Annotated in this window: 18 protein-coding genes and 1 tRNA gene; 14 read left to right on the top strand and 5 right to left on the bottom strand. The window is 68.4% G+C overall.

Annotated elements, in window-relative coordinates:
• The first annotated feature begins 52 nt into the window (after window positions 1–52).
• The 8 genes from DPR14_RS02125 (at window position 53) to DPR14_RS02090 (ending at window position 5366) form a co-directional block, all read left to right on the top strand.
• Window positions 53–607, top strand: a complete 555-nt coding sequence (locus DPR14_RS02125; RefSeq protein WP_158043695.1) for a TRAP transporter small permease — start codon at window positions 53–55, stop codon at window positions 605–607.
• 13 nt (window positions 608–620) lie between these two features.
• Entirely contained in the window at window positions 621–1904 is a 1284-nt protein-coding gene (locus tag DPR14_RS02120) for a TRAP transporter large permease (RefSeq protein ID WP_158043694.1), read from the top strand.
• Window positions 1905–1992: 88 nt separating this feature from the next.
• A complete protein-coding gene (gene kduI / locus DPR14_RS02115) occupies window positions 1993–2829 on the top strand; it encodes a 5-dehydro-4-deoxy-D-glucuronate isomerase (protein ID WP_158043693.1) in 837 nt (278 codons plus the stop codon).
• Between the two features lie 13 nt (window positions 2830–2842).
• Window positions 2843–3622 carry a 2-dehydro-3-deoxy-D-gluconate 5-dehydrogenase KduD gene (kduD, locus tag DPR14_RS02110; protein WP_158043692.1) on the top strand — a complete coding sequence of 260 codons (780 nt, stop codon included), beginning with the start codon at window positions 2843–2845 and terminating at the stop codon, window positions 3620–3622.
• Between the two features lie 32 nt (window positions 3623–3654).
• Entirely contained in the window at window positions 3655–4026 is a 372-nt protein-coding gene (locus tag DPR14_RS02105; RefSeq protein WP_158043691.1) for a cupin domain-containing protein, read from the top strand.
• Between the two features lie 214 nt (window positions 4027–4240).
• Window positions 4241–4330, top strand: a tRNA-Ser gene (locus tag DPR14_RS02100).
• A 122-nt stretch (window positions 4331–4452) separates the two neighbouring features.
• Window positions 4453–5001 carry a nucleotidyltransferase family protein gene (locus DPR14_RS02095; protein ID WP_211103899.1) on the top strand — a complete coding sequence of 183 codons (549 nt, stop codon included), beginning with the start codon at window positions 4453–4455 and terminating at the stop codon, window positions 4999–5001.
• Window positions 5001–5366 (top strand): HepT-like ribonuclease domain-containing protein, encoded by a 366-nt coding sequence (locus DPR14_RS02090; RefSeq protein ID WP_158043690.1) that lies wholly within the window; start codon window positions 5001–5003, stop codon window positions 5364–5366. Before DPR14_RS02095 ends, DPR14_RS02090 begins: the two co-directional genes overlap by 1 nt.
• 518 nt (window positions 5367–5884) lie before the next feature.
• On the opposite strand, the gene aac(3) is transcribed toward DPR14_RS02090, so the two are convergent.
• Window positions 5885–6703 carry an aminoglycoside 3-N-acetyltransferase gene (gene aac(3), locus DPR14_RS02085; RefSeq protein WP_158043689.1) on the bottom strand — a complete coding sequence of 273 codons (819 nt, stop codon included), beginning with the start codon at window positions 6701–6703 and terminating at the stop codon, window positions 5885–5887.
• Between the two features lie 163 nt (window positions 6704–6866).
• On the opposite strand from aac(3), the gene DPR14_RS02080 reads away from it, so the two are divergent.
• A complete protein-coding gene (locus DPR14_RS02080) occupies window positions 6867–8228 on the top strand; it encodes a right-handed parallel beta-helix repeat-containing protein (RefSeq protein WP_158043688.1) in 1362 nt (453 codons plus the stop codon).
• A 36-nt stretch (window positions 8229–8264) separates the two neighbouring features.
• On the opposite strand, the gene DPR14_RS02075 is transcribed toward DPR14_RS02080, so the two are convergent.
• Entirely contained in the window at window positions 8265–8681 is a 417-nt protein-coding gene (locus DPR14_RS02075) for a transcriptional regulator (RefSeq protein ID WP_158043687.1), read from the bottom strand.
• 281 nt (window positions 8682–8962) lie between these two features.
• On the opposite strand from DPR14_RS02075, the gene DPR14_RS02070 reads away from it, so the two are divergent.
• From DPR14_RS02070 to DPR14_RS02050, 5 genes are all read left to right on the top strand, one after another.
• Window positions 8963–10303, top strand: coding sequence for an OmpA family protein (locus DPR14_RS02070; protein WP_158043686.1), 1341 nt, complete (start codon window positions 8963–8965; stop codon window positions 10301–10303).
• A gap of 314 nt (window positions 10304–10617) precedes the next feature.
• Entirely contained in the window at window positions 10618–11793 is a 1176-nt protein-coding gene (locus DPR14_RS02065; RefSeq protein WP_192499229.1) for a calcium-binding protein, read from the top strand.
• A gap of 93 nt (window positions 11794–11886) precedes the next feature.
• Window positions 11887–13620: a type I secretion system permease/ATPase gene (locus DPR14_RS02060; RefSeq protein WP_158043684.1), complete on the top strand. Its 1734-nt coding sequence runs from the start codon at window positions 11887–11889 to the stop codon at window positions 13618–13620.
• Between the two features lie 11 nt (window positions 13621–13631).
• Complete coding sequence (locus DPR14_RS02055) at window positions 13632–14978, top strand: HlyD family type I secretion periplasmic adaptor subunit (RefSeq protein WP_158043683.1); 1347 nt, start codon at window positions 13632–13634, stop codon at window positions 14976–14978.
• 63 nt (window positions 14979–15041) lie between these two features.
• On the top strand, window positions 15042–15353 hold the full coding sequence (locus tag DPR14_RS02050; protein WP_158043682.1) for a hypothetical protein: 312 nt from the start codon (window positions 15042–15044) through the stop codon (window positions 15351–15353).
• Between the two features lie 23 nt (window positions 15354–15376).
• Here DPR14_RS02050 and DPR14_RS02045 read toward each other — a convergent pair whose 3' ends face one another.
• The 3 genes from DPR14_RS02045 to DPR14_RS02035 are packed head-to-tail and all read right to left on the bottom strand — an operon-like array spanning window position 15377 to window position 18008.
• Window positions 15377–15961 carry a DUF1349 domain-containing protein gene (locus tag DPR14_RS02045; RefSeq protein WP_158043681.1) on the bottom strand — a complete coding sequence of 195 codons (585 nt, stop codon included), beginning with the start codon at window positions 15959–15961 and terminating at the stop codon, window positions 15377–15379.
• Between the two features lie 29 nt (window positions 15962–15990).
• Window positions 15991–17076, bottom strand: coding sequence for a malate/lactate/ureidoglycolate dehydrogenase (locus tag DPR14_RS02040; protein ID WP_211103898.1), 1086 nt, complete (start codon window positions 17074–17076; stop codon window positions 15991–15993).
• The gene (locus DPR14_RS02035; protein ID WP_192499228.1) at window positions 17073–18008 is read right to left on the bottom strand and encodes an endonuclease/exonuclease/phosphatase family protein; all 936 of its coding nucleotides are present in this window, start codon (window positions 18006–18008) and stop codon (window positions 17073–17075) included. The genes DPR14_RS02040 and DPR14_RS02035 overlap by 4 nt, the downstream gene beginning before the upstream one ends.
• Window positions 18009–18037 lie beyond the last annotated feature (29 nt).

Genomic DNA, 18037 nt, shown 5'->3' with positions numbered 1-18037 from the left:
CGCCGTGTCCGACCCGAAAAGGTCCGGCGCGGCGGCCCCTGCGGAGGTTTGCATGAAACCCGCGCTTGCCGCGTATTCCCGCCTGCTCGACATGCTGGCCCGCCTCGCCCTGTGGATCGGCGGGTTCGGCCTGGTCGCCATGACCGCCGCCATCGCGTGGCAGGTCTGGGGCCGCTTCGTCCTGGGCGACACCCCGAGCTGGACCGAACCGGTGTCGCTGTTCCTGATGCTCTGGTTCATCCTGCTGGTCGCCGCCGTGGGCGTGCGCGAACGCTTCCACCTCGGGCTGGACCTGATCCGCGACACCGTGCCGGAGCCGGTCCGGGTCGCCCTGGACCTGTTCAGCTTCGCCATCGTCGGCCTGTTCGGCGGCGCCATGGCCTGGTACGGGCTGGAGCTGGTGCTGGGCACCTGGAGCGCCATCGTCCCGGTGCTGGGCATTCCCGAAGGCATGAACTATCTGGCGCTGGTCGTGGCCGGCGTGCTGATCGTGCTGTTCTCGATCGAGCGCTCGCTGATCCTGCTGGTCGAGCGGAAAGCCCCGAGCAGCGCCGAATCCCATGCCCAGGCGCACGCGCCGGGCGCCATCCTGCCGACCGCCGACTGAGGGAGTCGCAGCCATGGAACTCACAATCCTGTTCGGCACCTTCGTGGTGCTCCTGGTGATGGGCGTGCCGATCGCCTTCGTGCTCGCCATCGCCTCCTTCGCGACCATCGTCCATATGGGCCTGCCGCCGCTGATCGTGTTCCAGCGCATGGCGTCGGGCATGAGCGCCTTCGCGCTGATGGCGATCCCGTTCTTCATCTTCGCCGGCGAGCTGATGGTGCGCGGCGCCATCGCGGAGAAGCTGGTGCGGCTGGCGGCCGGCGTGATCGGCCATCTGCGCGGCGGGCTGGGGCTGGTCAACGTGATGTCCAGCACCTTCTTCGGCGGCGTGTCGGGATCGGCGGTGGCCGACGCCTCGGCGGTCGGCGGGCTGATGATCCCGCAGATGAAGGCACGCGGCTACGCCGTGGACTATTCCGTCAACATCACCGTCACGGCGGCGGTCATCGCGCTGCTGATCCCGCCCAGCCACAACATGATCATCTACTCGATCTCGGCCGGCGGCATGATCTCGATCGCCGACCTGTTCACCGCCGGCATCCTGCCGGGCCTGCTCCTGGCGGTCCTGCTCATGATCACGGCCTATGTGGTGGCCCGCAGGCGGGGGTATCCGGCCGAGACGTTCCCCGGCTTCCCCGCGCTGCTGTCGATCTTCCTGAACGCGGTTCCGGGCTTGCTGCTGATCCTGGTGATCGTCGGCGGCGTGCGGTCCGGCGTCTTCACGGCGACCGAAAGCTCAATGATCGCGGTGGTCTACGCCCTGCTGATCACCCTGCTGGTGTATCGCAGCCTGAACTGGACCGACTTCGTCGCGGCGACCCTGGCGGCGGCGCGGACCACGGCGATGGTGCTGCTGGTGATCGGGGCCGCGGCCTCGTTCGGCTGGCTGCTGGCGCTGCTGCAGGTGCCGGCCGCGACGGTCGAGTTCATGCAGTCGCTCAGCGACAATCCGCTGGTGATCTTCCTGCTGCTCAACGTGGTGCTGCTGTTCCTCGGCTGCTTCATGGACATGTCGCCGCTGATCATCATCACCACGCCGATCTTCCTGCCGGTGGTCACCGCGTTCGGCATGGACCCGGTCCATTTCGGCGTGGTCCTGGTGCTGAACCTGGGCATCGGGCTTTGCACCCCGCCGGTCGGATCGGTGCTGTTCGTCGGCTGCGCCGTGGGCAAGATCCCGATCATGCAGGCGGTGCGGACGATCTGGCCGTTCTACATCGCCTGCATCGTGACGCTGATCCTGGTCACCTATATCCCCGCGATCTCGCTCTTCCTGCCGAAGATGTTCGCGAACTGAACGGGACCGGCCTGAAACCGCCCCGACACGACCCGACTTGAAACCGACCCGACTTGAAACCGACTACGACAGAGACAGGACCCACGTGATGAAGATTTCCGTCAGGCAGGTATCCCACCCGGATGCCGTCCGCACCTTCGACACCGAGACGCTGCGCGAGCAGTTCCTGATCCCGTCGCTGTTCGAGGCCGACGAGATCGCCCTGACCTACAGCCACATCGACCGGCTGGTGGTCGGCGGCGCCACCCCGGTGGCCGGTCCGCTGACGCTGGAGTCCTCCAAGGAGATCGGCTCCGACACCTTCCTGAAGCGCCGCGAGCTGGGCGTCGTCAATGTCGGCGGCGCCGGGCGGGTCGTGGTGGACGGCACCGCCTACGAGCTGGCCCCGCGCGACGGGCTTTACGTCGCCATGGGCAGCGAGGACGTGCGGTTCGAGAGCGCCGACGCGTCCAACCCCGCCAAGTTCTACCTGGTCAGCGCACCGGCCCACGCCCGGCACGAGACCATGAAGATCTCGCTGGAGCAGGCCCGCAAGGTGACCCTGGGCGACATCGCCCAGTCCAACGACCGGACCATCTACCAGATGATCCATCCCGAGGTCTGCCGGTCCTGCCAGCTGGTGCTGGGCATGACGGTGCTGAAGCCGAACAACATGTGGAACACCATGCCGTGCCACACCCACGACCGGCGGTCCGAGGTCTACCTGTATTTCGACCTGCCGCAGGACGGGCGCGTCTTCCACTTCATGGGCGAGCCGACCGAGACCCGGCACATGGTGATCGCCAACGAACAGGCCGTGCTGTCGCCGGGCTGGTCGATCCACAGCGGCGTGGGCACCAGCAACTACACCTTCATCTGGGCCATGGCGGGCGACAACCAGGACTTCACCGACATGGACATGGTGCCCATGGCCGAGCTGCGCTGAGGGAGGGAACGCCATGACTTCGTCCGAGACTTCGTCCGGGCCCTCGTTCGACCTGACCGGATCGACGGCGATCGTGACCGGGGCGAACACCGGCATCGGCCAGGGCATCGCGGTGGCGCTGGCCCGGGCCGGCGCCGGCATCGCGGCGGTCGGCCGCTCGTCCATGGACGAAACGGCCGCCATGGTCGCCGAGACCGGCGCGCCGTTCCTGGAGATCCGGGCCGACCTGGGCTCCACCGCGCCGCTGGCCGGCATCGTGGAGCAAACCGTGGGCTGGAGCGGCCGGGCCGACATCCTGGTCAACAATGCCGGGATCATCCGCCGGGCCGACGCGATCGTCTTCACGGAGGAGGACTGGGACGCCGTCATGGACGTCAACCTGAAGTCCGCCTTCTTCCTGTCCCAGGCCTTCGCCCGCCGGCTGCTGGAGGCCGGGCGGCCGGGGAAGATCATCAACATCGCGTCGATGCTGTCCTTCCAGGGCGGCATCCGGATCCCGTCCTACACGGCGTCCAAGAGCGGGCTGGCCGGCCTGACCCGGCTGCTGGCCTGCGAATGGGCGGCGCGCGGGATCAACGTGAACGCGCTGGCGCCTGGCTATTTCGTCACCAACAACACGCAGGCGCTTCGCGAGGACCAGAAGCGCAGCGCCGACATCCTGGGTCGCATCCCCGCCGGCCGCTGGGGCAAGCCGGAGGACCTGGGCGGCGCCGCGGTCTTCCTGGCCTCGGCGGCGTCGGACTATGTCCACGGCGTGGTGCTTCCGGTGGACGGCGGCTGGCTGGTCCGCTGAGGTCTTCGATCGAAAAGAGAGGAGCGAGGGACATGGAAACTGGATCGGATCAGGACACGAAGCGCGGCAGCGATGTCTTCCTGAAGGACGCCGAGATCGGCTGGGAGACCGTTGGCGAAGGACTGCGCCGCAAGATCCTGTGCTACGACGAGACGATCATGATGGCGCGGGTCGCCTTCGAGGCCGGCGCCATCGGCACCCCGCACCGCCACCCGCACACCCAGTGCAGCTTGGTGGAAAGCGGCGTCTTCGACATCACCATCGCCGGCCGCACCGAGCGCCTGTCGGCCGGCGACAGCTTCGTCGTGCCGTCCGACGCGCTGCACGGCGCCGTCAACGTCGAGCCCGGCATCCTGCTGGACGTCTTCACCCCTCTGCGCGAGGACTTCCTGCCGCCGGCGTGAGCGAAAAAAATCCATGGGCAGGTTATGGTTAACGAATTTGAAAGGATTCTAACCTAAAACTGGGATCACGCACATGGTTGCGTTTCCTCCCTAAGACTTGGGCCCCGCGCGCCATCCGCTGCGGGGCCTTTTTTTCGCCCGTGTCTTCGCCCGCATGGTCGCCCCGCAAGCCGCACTTGAACCCGCCCGCCACCTGGGCTACTCAACCCCTGCCGGATGGGTGGCCGAGCGGTTTAAGGCAGCGGTCTTGAAAACCGCCGTGGGTGCAAGCTCACCGTGGGTTCGAATCCCACCCCATCCGCCATTTTGCCGTTTCAAACCCGTACTTCCGATGACAGTCGGGTCCGACTCCGTTAGCCTGGCCCAATGTCGAACGAGCCTTGGATCGATAGGGAGAACGATCTGATCATCGCGGATTATTTCGCGATGCTGGCCGACGACATTTCCGGGCGCCCCTACAGCAAAGCCGGACGCCGTCGACAGTTGCTTCCTCTGCTGAACGGCCGTTCCGAGGGTTCGATCGAATTCAAGCACCAGAACACCATGAAACACTCATGCTCAGAAGAATTTCCCATCCCTGGTTCTCCAAACGGGCAATCGACAAACCGCCTTGCCGCCCCAGTCCTCCTCACTTATTCTGAAAATCGGGATGCAAGGAGCCTTGGAGAAGTTGTGGCAAGCGCACTCGATGACATCGTGCAACGCATCAGGGCGCAGGAAGTGGAACTCCGTCGGCGCGGCATACGTCATCTTGCCATTTTCGGCTCCATCGCGCGCGGTGAAGCGCGTGCGGACAGTGACGTCGATATCGCGATCGAGATTGAGCCAGGCCGGCCGTTTTCGCTGATCCGAATGGAAGACACCCGCCTCCTGCTTGAGGACGCCCTCGGCCGTCCCGTGGATCTCGGGGAGGCCGACGCATTTCGGCCCCAGGTGCGTGTGGCGTTCGAACATGATCATGTGCCCGTGTTCTGATGGCGCGCAGTGACCGCGAGAGGGTTGATGACATCCTCGGCGCCATTGCCGACATCCGCGCCGACACGGCCGGCATGGATTACGCGGCCTTCTCCCGTAATCCCGTCGTTATCCGCTCAGTTCTTTACTCGATCGGGGTTATTGGAGAGTCTGTGAAGGGCATCAGCCCCGAGTTCAAGGCAGCTTGCACGACAATTCCGTGGCGGGCCATCTCCGGCATGCGGGACCGCATCGTTCACGAGTATTTCCGGACCAACATCCGCCGGGTATGGGATGTGGTGGAGGACGAGATTGATCCACTTGAAAATGCCTTGCGCATAGCCGGAGAGAAGGGGGAAGAGTCTCCCGGTACCGATCAGCGATGATCGATGCCGCGTCGGTGAGCCAGGACGCATGCCGTTTTCCCGCACTGAGATGCGTCACGTCTTGTGGCGTATATTCTTAGTTGTCTTTAATACAGTGATCACGAAAGGCATGCCGCCATGGCTCGCACGATGACGTTGACGGTCCGCCTGAGTAGCGCATTGAGCGGGAGCTTTTGTACAGGCTCAGGGCCGAACTCGCCCATGCCTACGCGGCTCTGGAATCCTCCTACCAGCCGCTTACGGCTGCAGATGTCATCGCGCGCAACAAAGCCTGAACCCGGATGGCCGCCTCCTGGATAGTATCTACCGCTACACCCGGATCGGCGGGGAGGCGAACCGCTTCGTCACGGTACCGTTCTAAGCCTTCGGGAAGATCGAGATTCACGGCAGAACATCAACGCCCTTACCCGCGCGAACCCGTCGTTTTCGTGGGTTTGCACGGCATCATTGCGCCATCGCGTGGGCACCGCCAGAGAAGCACGGTTTCAGGCCGACCAGGCGCCAGGCCACCCGCCCCCTCACCTACCCCGCCGCTCCAGCCACCCGACCGCGAACTCCGTGATATCCGCGGCGTCCACCAGCACCGCGGGCGCGTCCCCGACCAGCCCCCGCGTGCCCCGGCCGGCCGCCAGGAACTCCTCCACGACGGTGGCGAAGTAGTCGTCCTCAAGGCCGGGGACGATCGGATCGGCGGTTTCGAACTCCTCGACCATGCGCCACGCGGTTCCGGCCGGGGTGGCGAACGGGACCTCGTGGCGGCGGACGCGCTTGCCCGGGATGCGGGCCAGGTGCTCGGCATGGTGCAGCAGGGTCATGGTGTCCAGCGGCGCGCCGACCATCAGCACCCTGCCGCGCGCGGCGACGAGCCTGGCCAGGGGTGAATCCTCGCCATAGCCGTAGTCGAGGGGATGGTCGGCGGTGAACCACTCCGCCCGCGCGCCGACGGCGGCGACGGATGCCCCCGGATTGCCGCTCCGAAGGCTGCCGGGATAGGTCCGGATGAATTCCGCCAGGATGCCGTTGTCCCGGGCCGACCGGGAGGCCGAGGGGTCGAAGGGGGGCACGTGGGCGCGCCACGCCTCGGGGACGCGGCCGTCCCGGTCCAGGAGTTCGTCGTACCGGGCGTCCCAGTCGGTATAGGCGAGGATGGTTCCGCCCGGGCCGCCCGAGCCCACCGCGTCGAGCAGCGCGCCGATCAGCGCGTCGGGGCCGTTCAGAAGGCGTCCGACACGGCTCATGGCGGCGTGGATCATGACGGCATCGCCGGGACGGATGCCCAAATGCTCGATGTCGTCACGTAATGAAGACCTTGTCCGGAAAGGCAACTCCCGAGTCATGCGAACCCTGCTCGCGGCGAATTCCTGGTTGCGAAGCCCCGCCCGGGGCGGCCCTATTTTGTCCTATCCGGGACGAAACTTGTAATAGCGAAATGATCCATTAATGCTCCACAAAACTGCTTAGAAACCGGGCACCGCTGATCGAGGGTGCAGGCGCCATTTCATGAAAATCAGATCCCGTCTTACGCTGCTTATCGCCGCCGCGTCGATGACCTGCGCAGTCCAGGTCGCCAGTCCCGCACAGGCTCAGGCCCAGGCCAACAATGTCGATCCCGCCTGGTTCCGGACGCCGGAACCTCAGGGCACCGGGGCCAGGACGATCCCGGTCCGCAACGGGCAGTCGCTCCAGGACGCGCTGAACCGGGCCAAGCCCGGCGACGTGGTGGAGATCCACGAGGGCGTGTACAAGGCTTCGAGAGGCTTCGTCATCCTCAACTCCGGAACGCCCGCGCAGTGGATCACCGTGCGCGCGGCGAAGGGGGCGACGCCGACGCTCGACCTGAACAACACGGGCTCGTTCCAGATCACCGCGTCGAACGTCGTGGTCGAGGGGCTGGAGATCGTCAACGGCCTGGGGGACAATCTCCATATCTCCCCGTGGCAGAAATCGATCCGCAACATCATCGTGCGCGGCATGAAGATCCATTCGCTGCGGACGGGCTCCGGCGCGGCGATCAAGATCAACCGGAACAACCAGATCAAGGCCGACGTCGAGAACGTCTATATCGAGGACTCCGACCTTCAGCAGCCGATCAACAATGCCGTCGTGGACGGCGTCGGCGTGCGCACCGCCGTGGTCAGGAACAACTGGATCCACAACCCGACCCAGGGCAACTCCGGCATCTTCTTCAAGGGCGGCTCACACCAGGTCCTGATCGAGGGCAACCTGATCAGCGGCATCCGGGGCAATTCCGCGCTCATGCTGGGCGGCAACAGCGGCGGGCAGTATTTCGACCCGGATTTCGCCTCGCAGGAAGGCGTGGACCAGATCGCGCGCAACAACATCATCGCCGACTACGACGACTCCGCCATCGAGGTCCGGGGCGTCGTGCGCGGCGCCATCCATCACAACACCATCGTCGGGGACTCGCCCTATACCGCCTTCCGCCTGACCTACGGCAACAACGCCGCCGGCGGGCGGAGCGGCAACCAGCAGATCACCATCAGCGACAACCTGGTCATCCACACCGCGCCCACGCCGATGATGTATGCCTGGAACGACGGCAACGTGGGCAGCTTCAGCGTCGGCCCGCAACTGTGGGCGGGGCTGTTCAAGCAGTACGAGCGCAACGGCCTGCCGACCTTCCCGCAGAAATTCGACGTGCCGGTCAGCCGGTACGACGTCGCGAAAATCGTGCGGAACCCGAGCCACGACGGCCTGACCGGCCTGGAAGACGCCCGGGAACGCTATGCCCTGACCGCCCGCAGCCCGGCGCTGGGCAATGCGAGCGGACTGACCAGGACCCTGTTCGACGCCGTCGGCGAAGCCCGTTCCCGGTCGCCCTCGCTGGGGGCGATGGAATAAGGCGGGCGCCGGACTGCGTTCGCCCGGGGCGGGGCGTTACGGGGCGCCGCCTTCCCAGCCGTCCAGCCGCCGGCCGCACAGCAGGTCGAGGGCCATGACGCCGGCCACGGCGGCGGTCGCCGCGGCCACCCTTTGCTTCCCGGAACGGTCGGAAGCCCATGCCCTTCCCAGCAGCGCCAGGTCGATCGCGTCGCCGCCGACCCGGGCCCAGACCCAGTCGGCGCGGGCCGGATGCCGGGTGGCCAGGATGCCGAGACCGCTGGCGATCTCGCGCAGGCCCAGCGCCCTCATGGCGTTGCGGTTCTCCTCCTCGTCGGGAACCCCGACCAGCCGCGCCATTCCCGCCGGCGCGGCGACCTGCGCCAAGCCCAGCGCCAGGCTGAACCAGCCCAATCCCTGCGCCAGCCGCCCGGCCGTCCTGTCGGCGTGACGCCATTCCTCCGGCCGGGCCATCCGAGTTCGCCGATAGGCGTTCCCCCGGCCTGGGTTCTTCCAGTCTGGGTTCTTCCGGTCTGGGTTCTTCCGGTCCGAATTCATCGTGATCTCCCTTGGATCAGGCTTCCGCGGTCTGGACCGCCCAACAATCGCCGTCCGCCAAGCTTGCGCGCCCCGCCCGGGTTAATGCTTCTGCAGAGTGCCGGCGGGCAGCTTCCGGAGCCGTCAGGCGCTCGCTTCCGTCAGGTTCGATCTACATTGCTGCTCCACCGCAGGTTACAGCGAGGAGAGCTTTATCGATGACCAGTAACAGGTGTCCAATCAGCGTTCCCGGCAGGACGGCCGCGGACCGGCCATTGCGCCGCAGGACGGCGGCCCTGGTGGCCGTGCTCCTGCTTGCCGCCGTGCCCGGATGCGCCCTGCAGATGGCGGACGAAACGGCATCGCTTCCGCCCGCCGCAGCCCCGGCCTCCGCCGCGACCCTGGTCAGCCTTCCGGTGCCGCCGACGCCGATGCTTCCGCCCCCGCCGTCCGACGCCCTGCCGCTGGACGAGGCGGTGGAGCGCGCGGCGGCCGAGCTGTTCGCGAGCCTGCCTGCGGAGTACCGGCCCGGAGCGTCCCCGCAGAGAGTCGTCATCGATCCCCTGGTGGACGGCGCTACCGGCGCCCAGACGGCATCCACGCGGACCATGGAACAGCGGCTGGCGACCTATATCCGCGAAGAACAGCCCGACTACGAACTCCAGCCCCTGAACACCGCCACCCTCGGCCGCTCGCCGCTGGTGCTCGTGGGCAGCCTGCGCGGCGCCGGCTCCGCCGGGCTTGCCCCGGGAGTACCCCAGGCCTACCGCATCTGGTTCTCGCTGGCCGACCTGCGGACGGGGATCGTGGTCGGGCACGGCATGGCCTGGGCCCAGGCCGGCGAAGTCGATACGGCGCCGACGGAGTTCTTCCGCGACAGCCCGGCTTGGCTGGTGGACAGCAGCATTCAAGGCTATCTGCGCACCTGCCTGTCCCGGGTGGGGGAACCGGTGGCGCCGGACTATCTCGAGGGCATCCTGACCTCGGCTCTGGTCGCCGACGCGATCCAGGCCTACGAGGAGGACCGGCACGCGGAGGCGCTCGATCTCTTCCAGGCGGCGGAGCGCACGTCGGCGGGCAACCAGCTCCGCGTGCACAACGGGCTGTATCTGGCGAACTGGCAGCTCGGCCGCGAGGGCGACGCGGAGGGGGCCTTCTCGCAGCTGGTGGATTTCGGCCTGCGGCATGACCGCATGGCCCTGATGATGCTGTTCAGGCCCGCCTCCACCGCCTACTGGCCGGACCCGCAGGTGAGCGGACCCTACGGCATGTGGCTGCGCCAGATCGCCCGCCGGGTCGGGCCGTCCGGGAAATGCGTGGAACTGGTGGGCCATACCAGCCCCACCGGGCCGATCGCCCTCAACGACCAGCTCTCCCTGGCCCGCGCCGAGAAGGTCTGGGTCGACATCGCGAGGGAGTCCGCCGCCGGCGGGGAGCGGATCACCACCCGCGGCCTCGGATCGTCGGAGCCGATCGTCGGTTCCGGCCGTGACGATGCGTCCGACATGCTGGACCGCCGGGTGGAGTTCCGTCCGACCGCCTGCCAATCCGACGCGTGACGCCGAAGGAGTCCATGCCCTTGGGCCGGCGCGGAGCGATGTCCGGAAGGGCAATGCTCCGCCTGCGCTCAAGAGTACATCCGCTATCTTTAGAGATATGACTCAATATAAGCTGATACAATTGAAACATAAAACCCAGCTCCTGGAAATATTCAAGAATAATTTATGCGTTATCAATTCCCTCGTCCGCAACACTCCCAATGAAGGCTGCGGGAACCGGGACCCTGGACACGACCGAGACAGCCCGACCGCCAGGTTCCCCCACATTTCAACGCAAGCCCGACACGGGCACGCTTTTTTCAAGGAGACCGCACGTGGCCAATCCCACCAACGGCAACGACATCCTCGACGGCACCAACGGCAACGACGTCATCTTCGGCCTCGACGGCGACGACATCCTGAACGGCAAGGGGGGCAACGACACCCTCACCGGCAACCGGGGCACCGACAAGCACAATGGCGGCCACGGCCACGACAGGATCGTCTGGAACAACGGCGACGGGTCGGACTTCAACGACGGCGGCTCGGGCCATGACACCCAGGTCGTCAACGGCTCCAACACCGACGGCGACGAGTTCGTGGTCAAGGCCAACGGGTCCGGCTTCGTGCTCGACCGCGTCAACCTCGTACCGTTCAAGCTGACCGACAAGAACATCGAGAAGCTGGAGGTCAACGGCGGCGGCGGCCATGACAAGCTGAAGATCGGCGACATGACCGGGACCAGCCTGAAGGAGGTCCTCTTCAACGGCGGCCACGGCAACGATATCCTGGATGCCAGCGCCACCAACATCCCCGTCAAGGCCAACGGCGGCTCGGGCAACGACACGATGCTGGGCGGCTCGGCCGACGACGTGCTGAACGGCGACGGCGGCAACGACGTGCTGGTCGGCGGCCGCGGCACCGACAAGCACAATGGCGGCCACGGCAACGACAAGATCGTCTGGAACAACGGCGACGGGTCGGACTTCAACGACGGCGGCTCGGGCCACGACACCCAGGTCGTCAACGGCTCCGACCAGGCCGGGGACGAGTTCGTGGTCAAGGCCAACGGGTCCGGCTTCGTGTTCGACCGCGTCAACCTCGTGCCGTTCAAGCTGACCGACAAGAACATCGAGAAGCTGGAGGTCAACGGCGGCGGCGGCGACGACAAGCTGAAGATCGGCAACATGGCGGGCACCAGCCTGAAGGAAGCCACCTTCAGCGGCGGCTCGGGCAACGACAAGCTGGACGCCTCCCATACCAACATCAAGGTCACGGCCTATGGCGGCCACGGCCACGACTGGCTCGCCGGCGGCTCCGCGAACGACATACTGAAGGGGGACGCGGGCGACGACCACATCAGCGGCGGGCACGGCAACGACAGGATCTACGGCGGCGCCGGCAAGGACACGCTGACCGGCGGCAGCGGCGCCGACCATTTCTACGTGGACAAGCACGACGTGATCACGGACTTCCAGAAGGGGATCGACACCATCCACTGGATCGCCTGATCCCCGTCCGAACGGGAGACGGGAAAGAAGGCCGGGTCCGGAGCGTCTCCGGGCCCGGCCATGTCCGGGACATGCCCGCTGGAGCGCCTGACCATGACACATGACGCCCCCCTGGCCGGGCCGCCGGCCGGAGCGCTGACCGGCGCGCTCGCCCGGTGCCACCGGCCCCTGCTGTGGATCGCCGGGTTCAGCCTGCTGATCAACATCCTGATGCTGACCTCGTCGCTCTACATGATGCAGGTCTTCGACCGGGTCCTCGCGTCCGGCAGCCTCGCCACCCTGGGGTTCCTGACCGTCGCCGCGGGCGGGGCGCTGGCCCTCATGTGCGGTCTCGACCATGTCCGGTCCAGGGTCCTGGCCGGCCTGGGCGAATGGCTGGAGCGGCGTCTCGGCGCCGCGGCGCTGGAACGCTCGATCGACGGCGCCCTGGCCGGCCGGAACGAGCGCGCCGACGCGCTGCGCGACCTGGAGGCGCTGCGGGGGTTCTTCTCCGGCGGGGTGACGTTCCTGTTCGACGCGCCGTGGGTTCCCGTCTACATCGCCGTGATCTACCTGCTGCACCCGGTCCTGGGCCATTTGGCGGTGGCGTCGGCGGCGGCGCTGCTGATCCTGGCGCTCGCCAACGACGGCCTGACCGCCGGGCCGCTGGCGGCGGCCGGCGCCGCGGGCCGCCGGGCGATGCGCACCGCGGAGGCCGCTCTGCGCAACGCCGAGGCGGTCGAGGCCATGGACCTGATGCCCGGGATCGTGCGGCGCTGGGACCGGGACCACGGGGAGGCCCTGGCCGGCCAGTCCGCCGCGGCGCGCACCGGCGCCCTGCTGCTCAACGTCACCAAGTTCCTGCGCCAGATGGTCCAGGTCGGCATCCTGGCGCTGGGCGCCTGGCTGGTCGTCCGGCACGAGCTGACCGGAGGGGCCATGATCGCGGGCTCGATCATCCTGAGCCGCGCGCTCCAGCCGGTCGAGCAGGCGATCGGCGGCTGGAAGCAGGTGTCCAACGCGCGGGCGGCGCGGCGGCGCCTGGGCGAGTTCTTCGCCCGGCCCCGGCGCCGGCCCTGCGGGTTGCCGCTGCCGGCGCCCAGGGGGCACCTGAGCGTGGACGACCTGGTGTTCCGGCCGCCGGGCGGCGACCGGCCCGTCCTGTCCGGCGTGAGCTTCGACGCGAGGCCGGGCGAGGCGGTGGCCGTCATCGGCGCCTCGGCGGCGGGCAAGTCCACCCTGGCCCGCCTGCTGGTCGGCCTGCACCCGGCGACGGCCGGCAGCGTGCGGCTGGACGGCGCCGAGATCTTCGCCTGGCGGCGCGACGACATCGGGCGGCATGTCGGATACCTGCCCCAGGACGTCGAGCTGTTCGCCGGCACCGTGGCCGACAACATCGCCCGGCTGCGCACCCCCGATCCGGAAGCGGTGGTGGCCGCGGCGCGGCTCGCCGACTGCCACGACATGATCCTGAGGCTGCCCAAGGGCTACGACACGGAGATCGGCGACGGCGGCGCGATGCTGTCGGGCGGTCAGCGCCAGCGGATCGGGCTGGCCCGCGCCCTCTACGGCGATCCCAAGCTGGTCGTCCTCGACGAGCCGAACGCCAGCCTGGACGTGGAGGGGGATGAGGCCCTGACCCGGGCGATCGCGACCCTTAAAGGCAACGGCGCCACCGTGATCGTGATCGGCCACCGGCCCAGCACGCTGGCCCAGACGGAGCGCATCCTGGTGCTCGCCGACGGGCGTCTCCAGCTGTTCGGCCCGCGCGCCGCGGTGATCGACCACCTGAAGCGCCGGCAGGTCCAGGCCGTGCAGCCGGCCGACCGCGCCGAAGCGGCGAACTGAGGATATTCCCCATGACCGCATCCGTCCCCGCCAACGACCACCTCCCCCTGCCCGCCTTCCCGGCGGTCCCGGACCATCCGCCGGTCCGGCGCGCGCTGCTGGCCGGCGCCGCCCTGGCCGTCCTCGGGTTCGGCGGCTTCGGGACCTGGGCTTCCCTGGCCCCCCTGTCGAGCGCCGCGGTCGCCGGCGGCATCGTCGTCGCGGACACCAACCGCAAGACCATCCAGCACCTGGACGGCGGCATCGTCGCCGAGATCCTGGTGCGCGACGGGGACCGGGTCGAGGCCGGGCAGGCGCTGATGCGCCTGGACGACCTGGAGACCCGCTCCACCGTGACCCTGCTGGAGGACCAGCGCCGCGCCCATGCCGCCCAGGAGGCCCGCCTGCTGGCCGAGCGCGACGGCGCCGACGCGCTGGTCTTCCCGGAAGACCTCGCGGCCTTGCGCGGCGACGCCGGCGTGGCGGAGATCCTGTCCGGGCAGGAACGCATCTTCGAGAGCTACCGCGCCTCCCTGGAGAGCCGCACCGAGGTGACCCGGCAGCGCATCGCCCAGTACCGGTCGCAGATCAGCGCCTTCGAGGCGCAGCTGGAGGCGGGGCGGCGGCAGCTCGACCTGATCCGGGAGGAGCTGGCCGGGGTGCAGGAGCTGTTCGGGAAGGGGCTTGAGCGCAAGCCGCGCCTTCTCGCCCTCAAGCGGCAGGCTGCCGACCTGGACGGCGAGCAGGGCGAGTTCTCCAACAGGATCGCCCAGGCCCGCGAAGCGATCGCCCAGGCCGAGATGGAGATCCTGTCCATGCGCGCGGACCGGCGGAACGAGGTCACGGCCGAACTGCGCGAGGTCCAGATGCGGCTGGCGGAAGTCCGGGAGAAGCTGGCCGCCGCCCGGATCCGCCAGGGCCGCCGCGATCTCGTCGCTCCCGAGGCCGGGACCGTGCTCAATCCGCGCTACTTCGCGCCCGGCGCCGTGGTGCCGGCCGGCGGGCCGGTGCTCGACCTGGTGCCGAGGGACGACCGGCTGGTGGTGGAGGCGCGGGTGCGCCCCGGCGACATCGACGTGGTGCATGCCGGGCTGCCGGCGAAGGTGATCCTGTCGGCCTTCAAGATGCGGACGACGCCTCAGATCGACGCGCAGGTGATCCGGGTTTCGGCCGACGCCCTGAAGGACGAGCGCACCGGGGAATTTTATTATTCCGCCCGGATCGCCGCCGCCCCGGACCAGATCGAAAGGCTCGGCGACCTCCGCCTGCAGCCCGGCATGCCGGCCGAGACCCTGATCGTGACCGGCGAGCGGACCATGCTGCAATATCTGCTTCAGCCGGTCCGGGACACGTTCCGAACCGCGTTCCGGGAGGAATAATCTCGTGTGAGAAATTGCGAAAAGGCCTGTTGAGCGCCCCGTGTATCAGGGGAGATCCAGGATATGAGAGTTTTCGTCAAGGCTGCCGCGGTGCTGGTCCTGCTGGGCGCGTGCGCGCAACAGGACGCCGGGCAGACCGCCGCGGCCCGGAACGCGGAGCCGCCCAGCAACTTCCAGTCCATCGGGTCGTGCGAACCGACGGCATGGGTCGGCCTCGAGCAGGACTCCCGGAACCTTCCGGCGGCTGACCGCCGGCGGGTGGCGGGACTGCTCCAGGAGGCCCAGAGCTATCACGCGGAGTCGAACCGCGGGCAGTGCATCATCACCCTCCAGAATGCCGAGAGGATCGTCCGCCAGGGCACGGGGAGGTCCTAGCGGTCCGGGCCGTGGGTCGGCCTTCAGGCGTCGATGGTCAGCCGCCTGAAGGTCGCCCGGAAGCCGGCCCCGCGGGGCGAGCAGGCGTAGAGGCCCGCCGTGACGGGACGGCTGCCATCGTCCTCCGTCAGGCGGCAGATGCGGAGCTGGGTCCAGGCACCGCCGGCCAGGGCGTGGACGGCGTAGTCGCCGGAGGCCCGCGTGACCCGCAGGGCGATCCGGTCGCCCTGGAAGTCCTGCGTCGACCAGTCGGACCAGCCCCGGTTCGTGACGACGACGCCGAGCCGCGACGGCCCGTCCGGCTCGTGCTCCACCGAGGTCTTGAGCCAGCAGTCGGGCGAGATCCTGACCATCAGGCCCGCCTGGTCGTACTGGTGGACCGGCCTGAAGGCGACTTCGGTCTCCAGGGTGAAGTCGCCGCTCACCGGGGCGAGCAGGCGCGGTCCCCGGTCGACCCGGAAGCCGTAATGGGTGCGCTGCCAGAAATCCGTGTCCGCGGCGGGAGCGACGACCAGCCCCTCCGGCGTCAGCCGCCAGTCTTCGGGCTCGTCGGTCCAGGACAGCAGCGGCGCGAGGAGGGGTCCGGCGAAGCGTTCGTCGATCAGCATGGGTGTCTTCCTGTTCCTTCCGCCGGAGGTCAGGGAAGTTCCGCCAGCCGCTCGATGTCCGGGCGCTTCAGCCCGAGCTGGGCGGCGGCGTCGATGATCTCGCCCCAGGTGGTCGCGTCGATGGGAATGCCCTCGGCGCCGCGGCGGCGGCGGGACTCCTGCTCCGGCTCGCCGGCCACCTTGATGCGGTCCACGCCCCGGGCGACCGGGGATTCCTTGACCCATTTCACGAACTCGGCGGTCTCGGACGAGAGGTTGGCGGCGGTGCCCAGGCGATTCGGGTCGATGATGATCGACAGCATGTTGTTGATGATGGCGCGGCTCGACGGCTTGTAGTGGAGCGTGCCGCCGCCGGTCAGCGCCCCGCCCAGCAATTCGCAGACGACAGCCAGCCCGAAGCCCTTGTGCTCGCCGAAGGGCAGGATGGCGCCGTGGGGTTCGGCGAACAGCTCGTTGGGATCGGTGGTCGGCTCGCCGCGGTGATCGAGCAGGGTCTCCGGCTTGACCTGCTCGCCCTTGTTCATGGCAACGCGCACCTTGCCCATGGCGATCCGGCTGGTCGCGAAGTCCAGCAGCACCGGCTCCCGGCCCGGCAGCGGGATTCCGACGCAGAACGGGTTGGTGACGAAGCGGGCGTCGCGGCCGCCGAACGGCGCCACCACCGGCTCGCTGATGACGTTGACATAATGCATCGATACGTAGCCGGCCCGGATGCACTGCTCGGCCCAGTGGCCGATGCGGCCGATATGGTGGCTGTTGGAGAGCCCGACCACGGCGACGCCATGCCGGGCGGCGCGCTCGATTCCCTGCTCCATGGCCTCGAAGGCCATGACCTGGCCGAAGCCGGCGTTGCCGTCGAGGGTCAGCAGCGCGCCGGCGTCGGTGACCGGGGTCACGTGCTGGTTGACCTTGAGGTCGCCGGCCAGGAACACCTCGACATAGCGCGGCATCATGCCCACGCCGTGGGAATCGTGACCGGTGAGGTTGGCCTCGACCAGATGGTCGGCCACCAGCCCGGCCTCGCGCCGGCTCGATCCGGCGGCGGTCGCGATCTCGCGCATGACGGCCTTCAGCGGCTCCGCCGATATGGTCACGTAGGTCATCGTCCTGGTCATCGTCGTTCCTCCTCAGCTGCGCCCGATACACCCGGGGCGCCCGGCATGGCCAGCCGGAAATCGGCGGCGACCGGATAATGGTCGCTGGCAACGTCGGCCTCCGGCTCGCGCACGACCCAGGCCTTGTCGACGGCGATGCCGCCGTTGGCCAGGATGAAGTCGATCCGCATCGCGCCGGAGACGTCGGTGCTCAGCATGGGTGTCGGGATGGTGTAGCCGCGCTCCGCGGCCGGCATGGCGTCGCGCAGGCCGAAACGGGCCGCCACGTCGCGGAACAGCACCCGCCCGGCCTCGACGAAGCGCTCGACCTCCCGCCGCGCCACGTCGGGTGCGCGGAACCGCTCGAAGCCCCGCGCCAGGGCCGCCGCGTCGGGGGCGTCCTCCGGGCTGATGGCGTTCATGTCGCCGGCGAACAGCAGTGGGCCGGGCAGCAGGGGCAGGAATTCCGCATAGTCCTCCAGCCGCTTGCGCGGGCGGCGCTGCGGGTGGGGATGGTACGTGGCGATCCAGGCCTCACCCTCGGGGAAGCCCAGCCGGACGGCCAGCATGCCGCGGTTCTGGTTGGCGCCGGCGCGGTGGATGATGGTCGAGACGGTATCGGCGATCGGGTGCCGGCTCAGGATGGCGTTCCCCCAGGAGCCGTCGTAGAGGCGGCTGGCGGCGTGGGGAAAGCCGAACAGCGCGGCATAATCCTCCCTCTGGCCGGACGCCTCCTCGCAGTACAGCGCCTCGTTGAGCACGAGGATGTCGGGGTCCAGGCGGGTGACCAGGGCCACGGCGGCACGCCGCCGGCTTTCGTCCGGCGCGCGGCGCACCGATCCGCCGGCGGGTGGCTGGAACATCCCTTCCAGGATGTTCCAGGCGACCAGCCGGCGGAGCGGCCTGCCGTTTCCGGGTCCGGCGGAACCCGTTTCAGGGTCGGGCGGTGTCAATTCCTCCATCTCCCGACCATGGCAGCACC

Source organism: Skermanella pratensis (genome assembly GCF_008843145.1).
Classification (GTDB): Bacteria; Pseudomonadota; Alphaproteobacteria; order Azospirillales; family Azospirillaceae; genus Skermanella; species Skermanella pratensis.
This window is presented reverse-complemented; position numbering and strand designations above follow the sequence as displayed.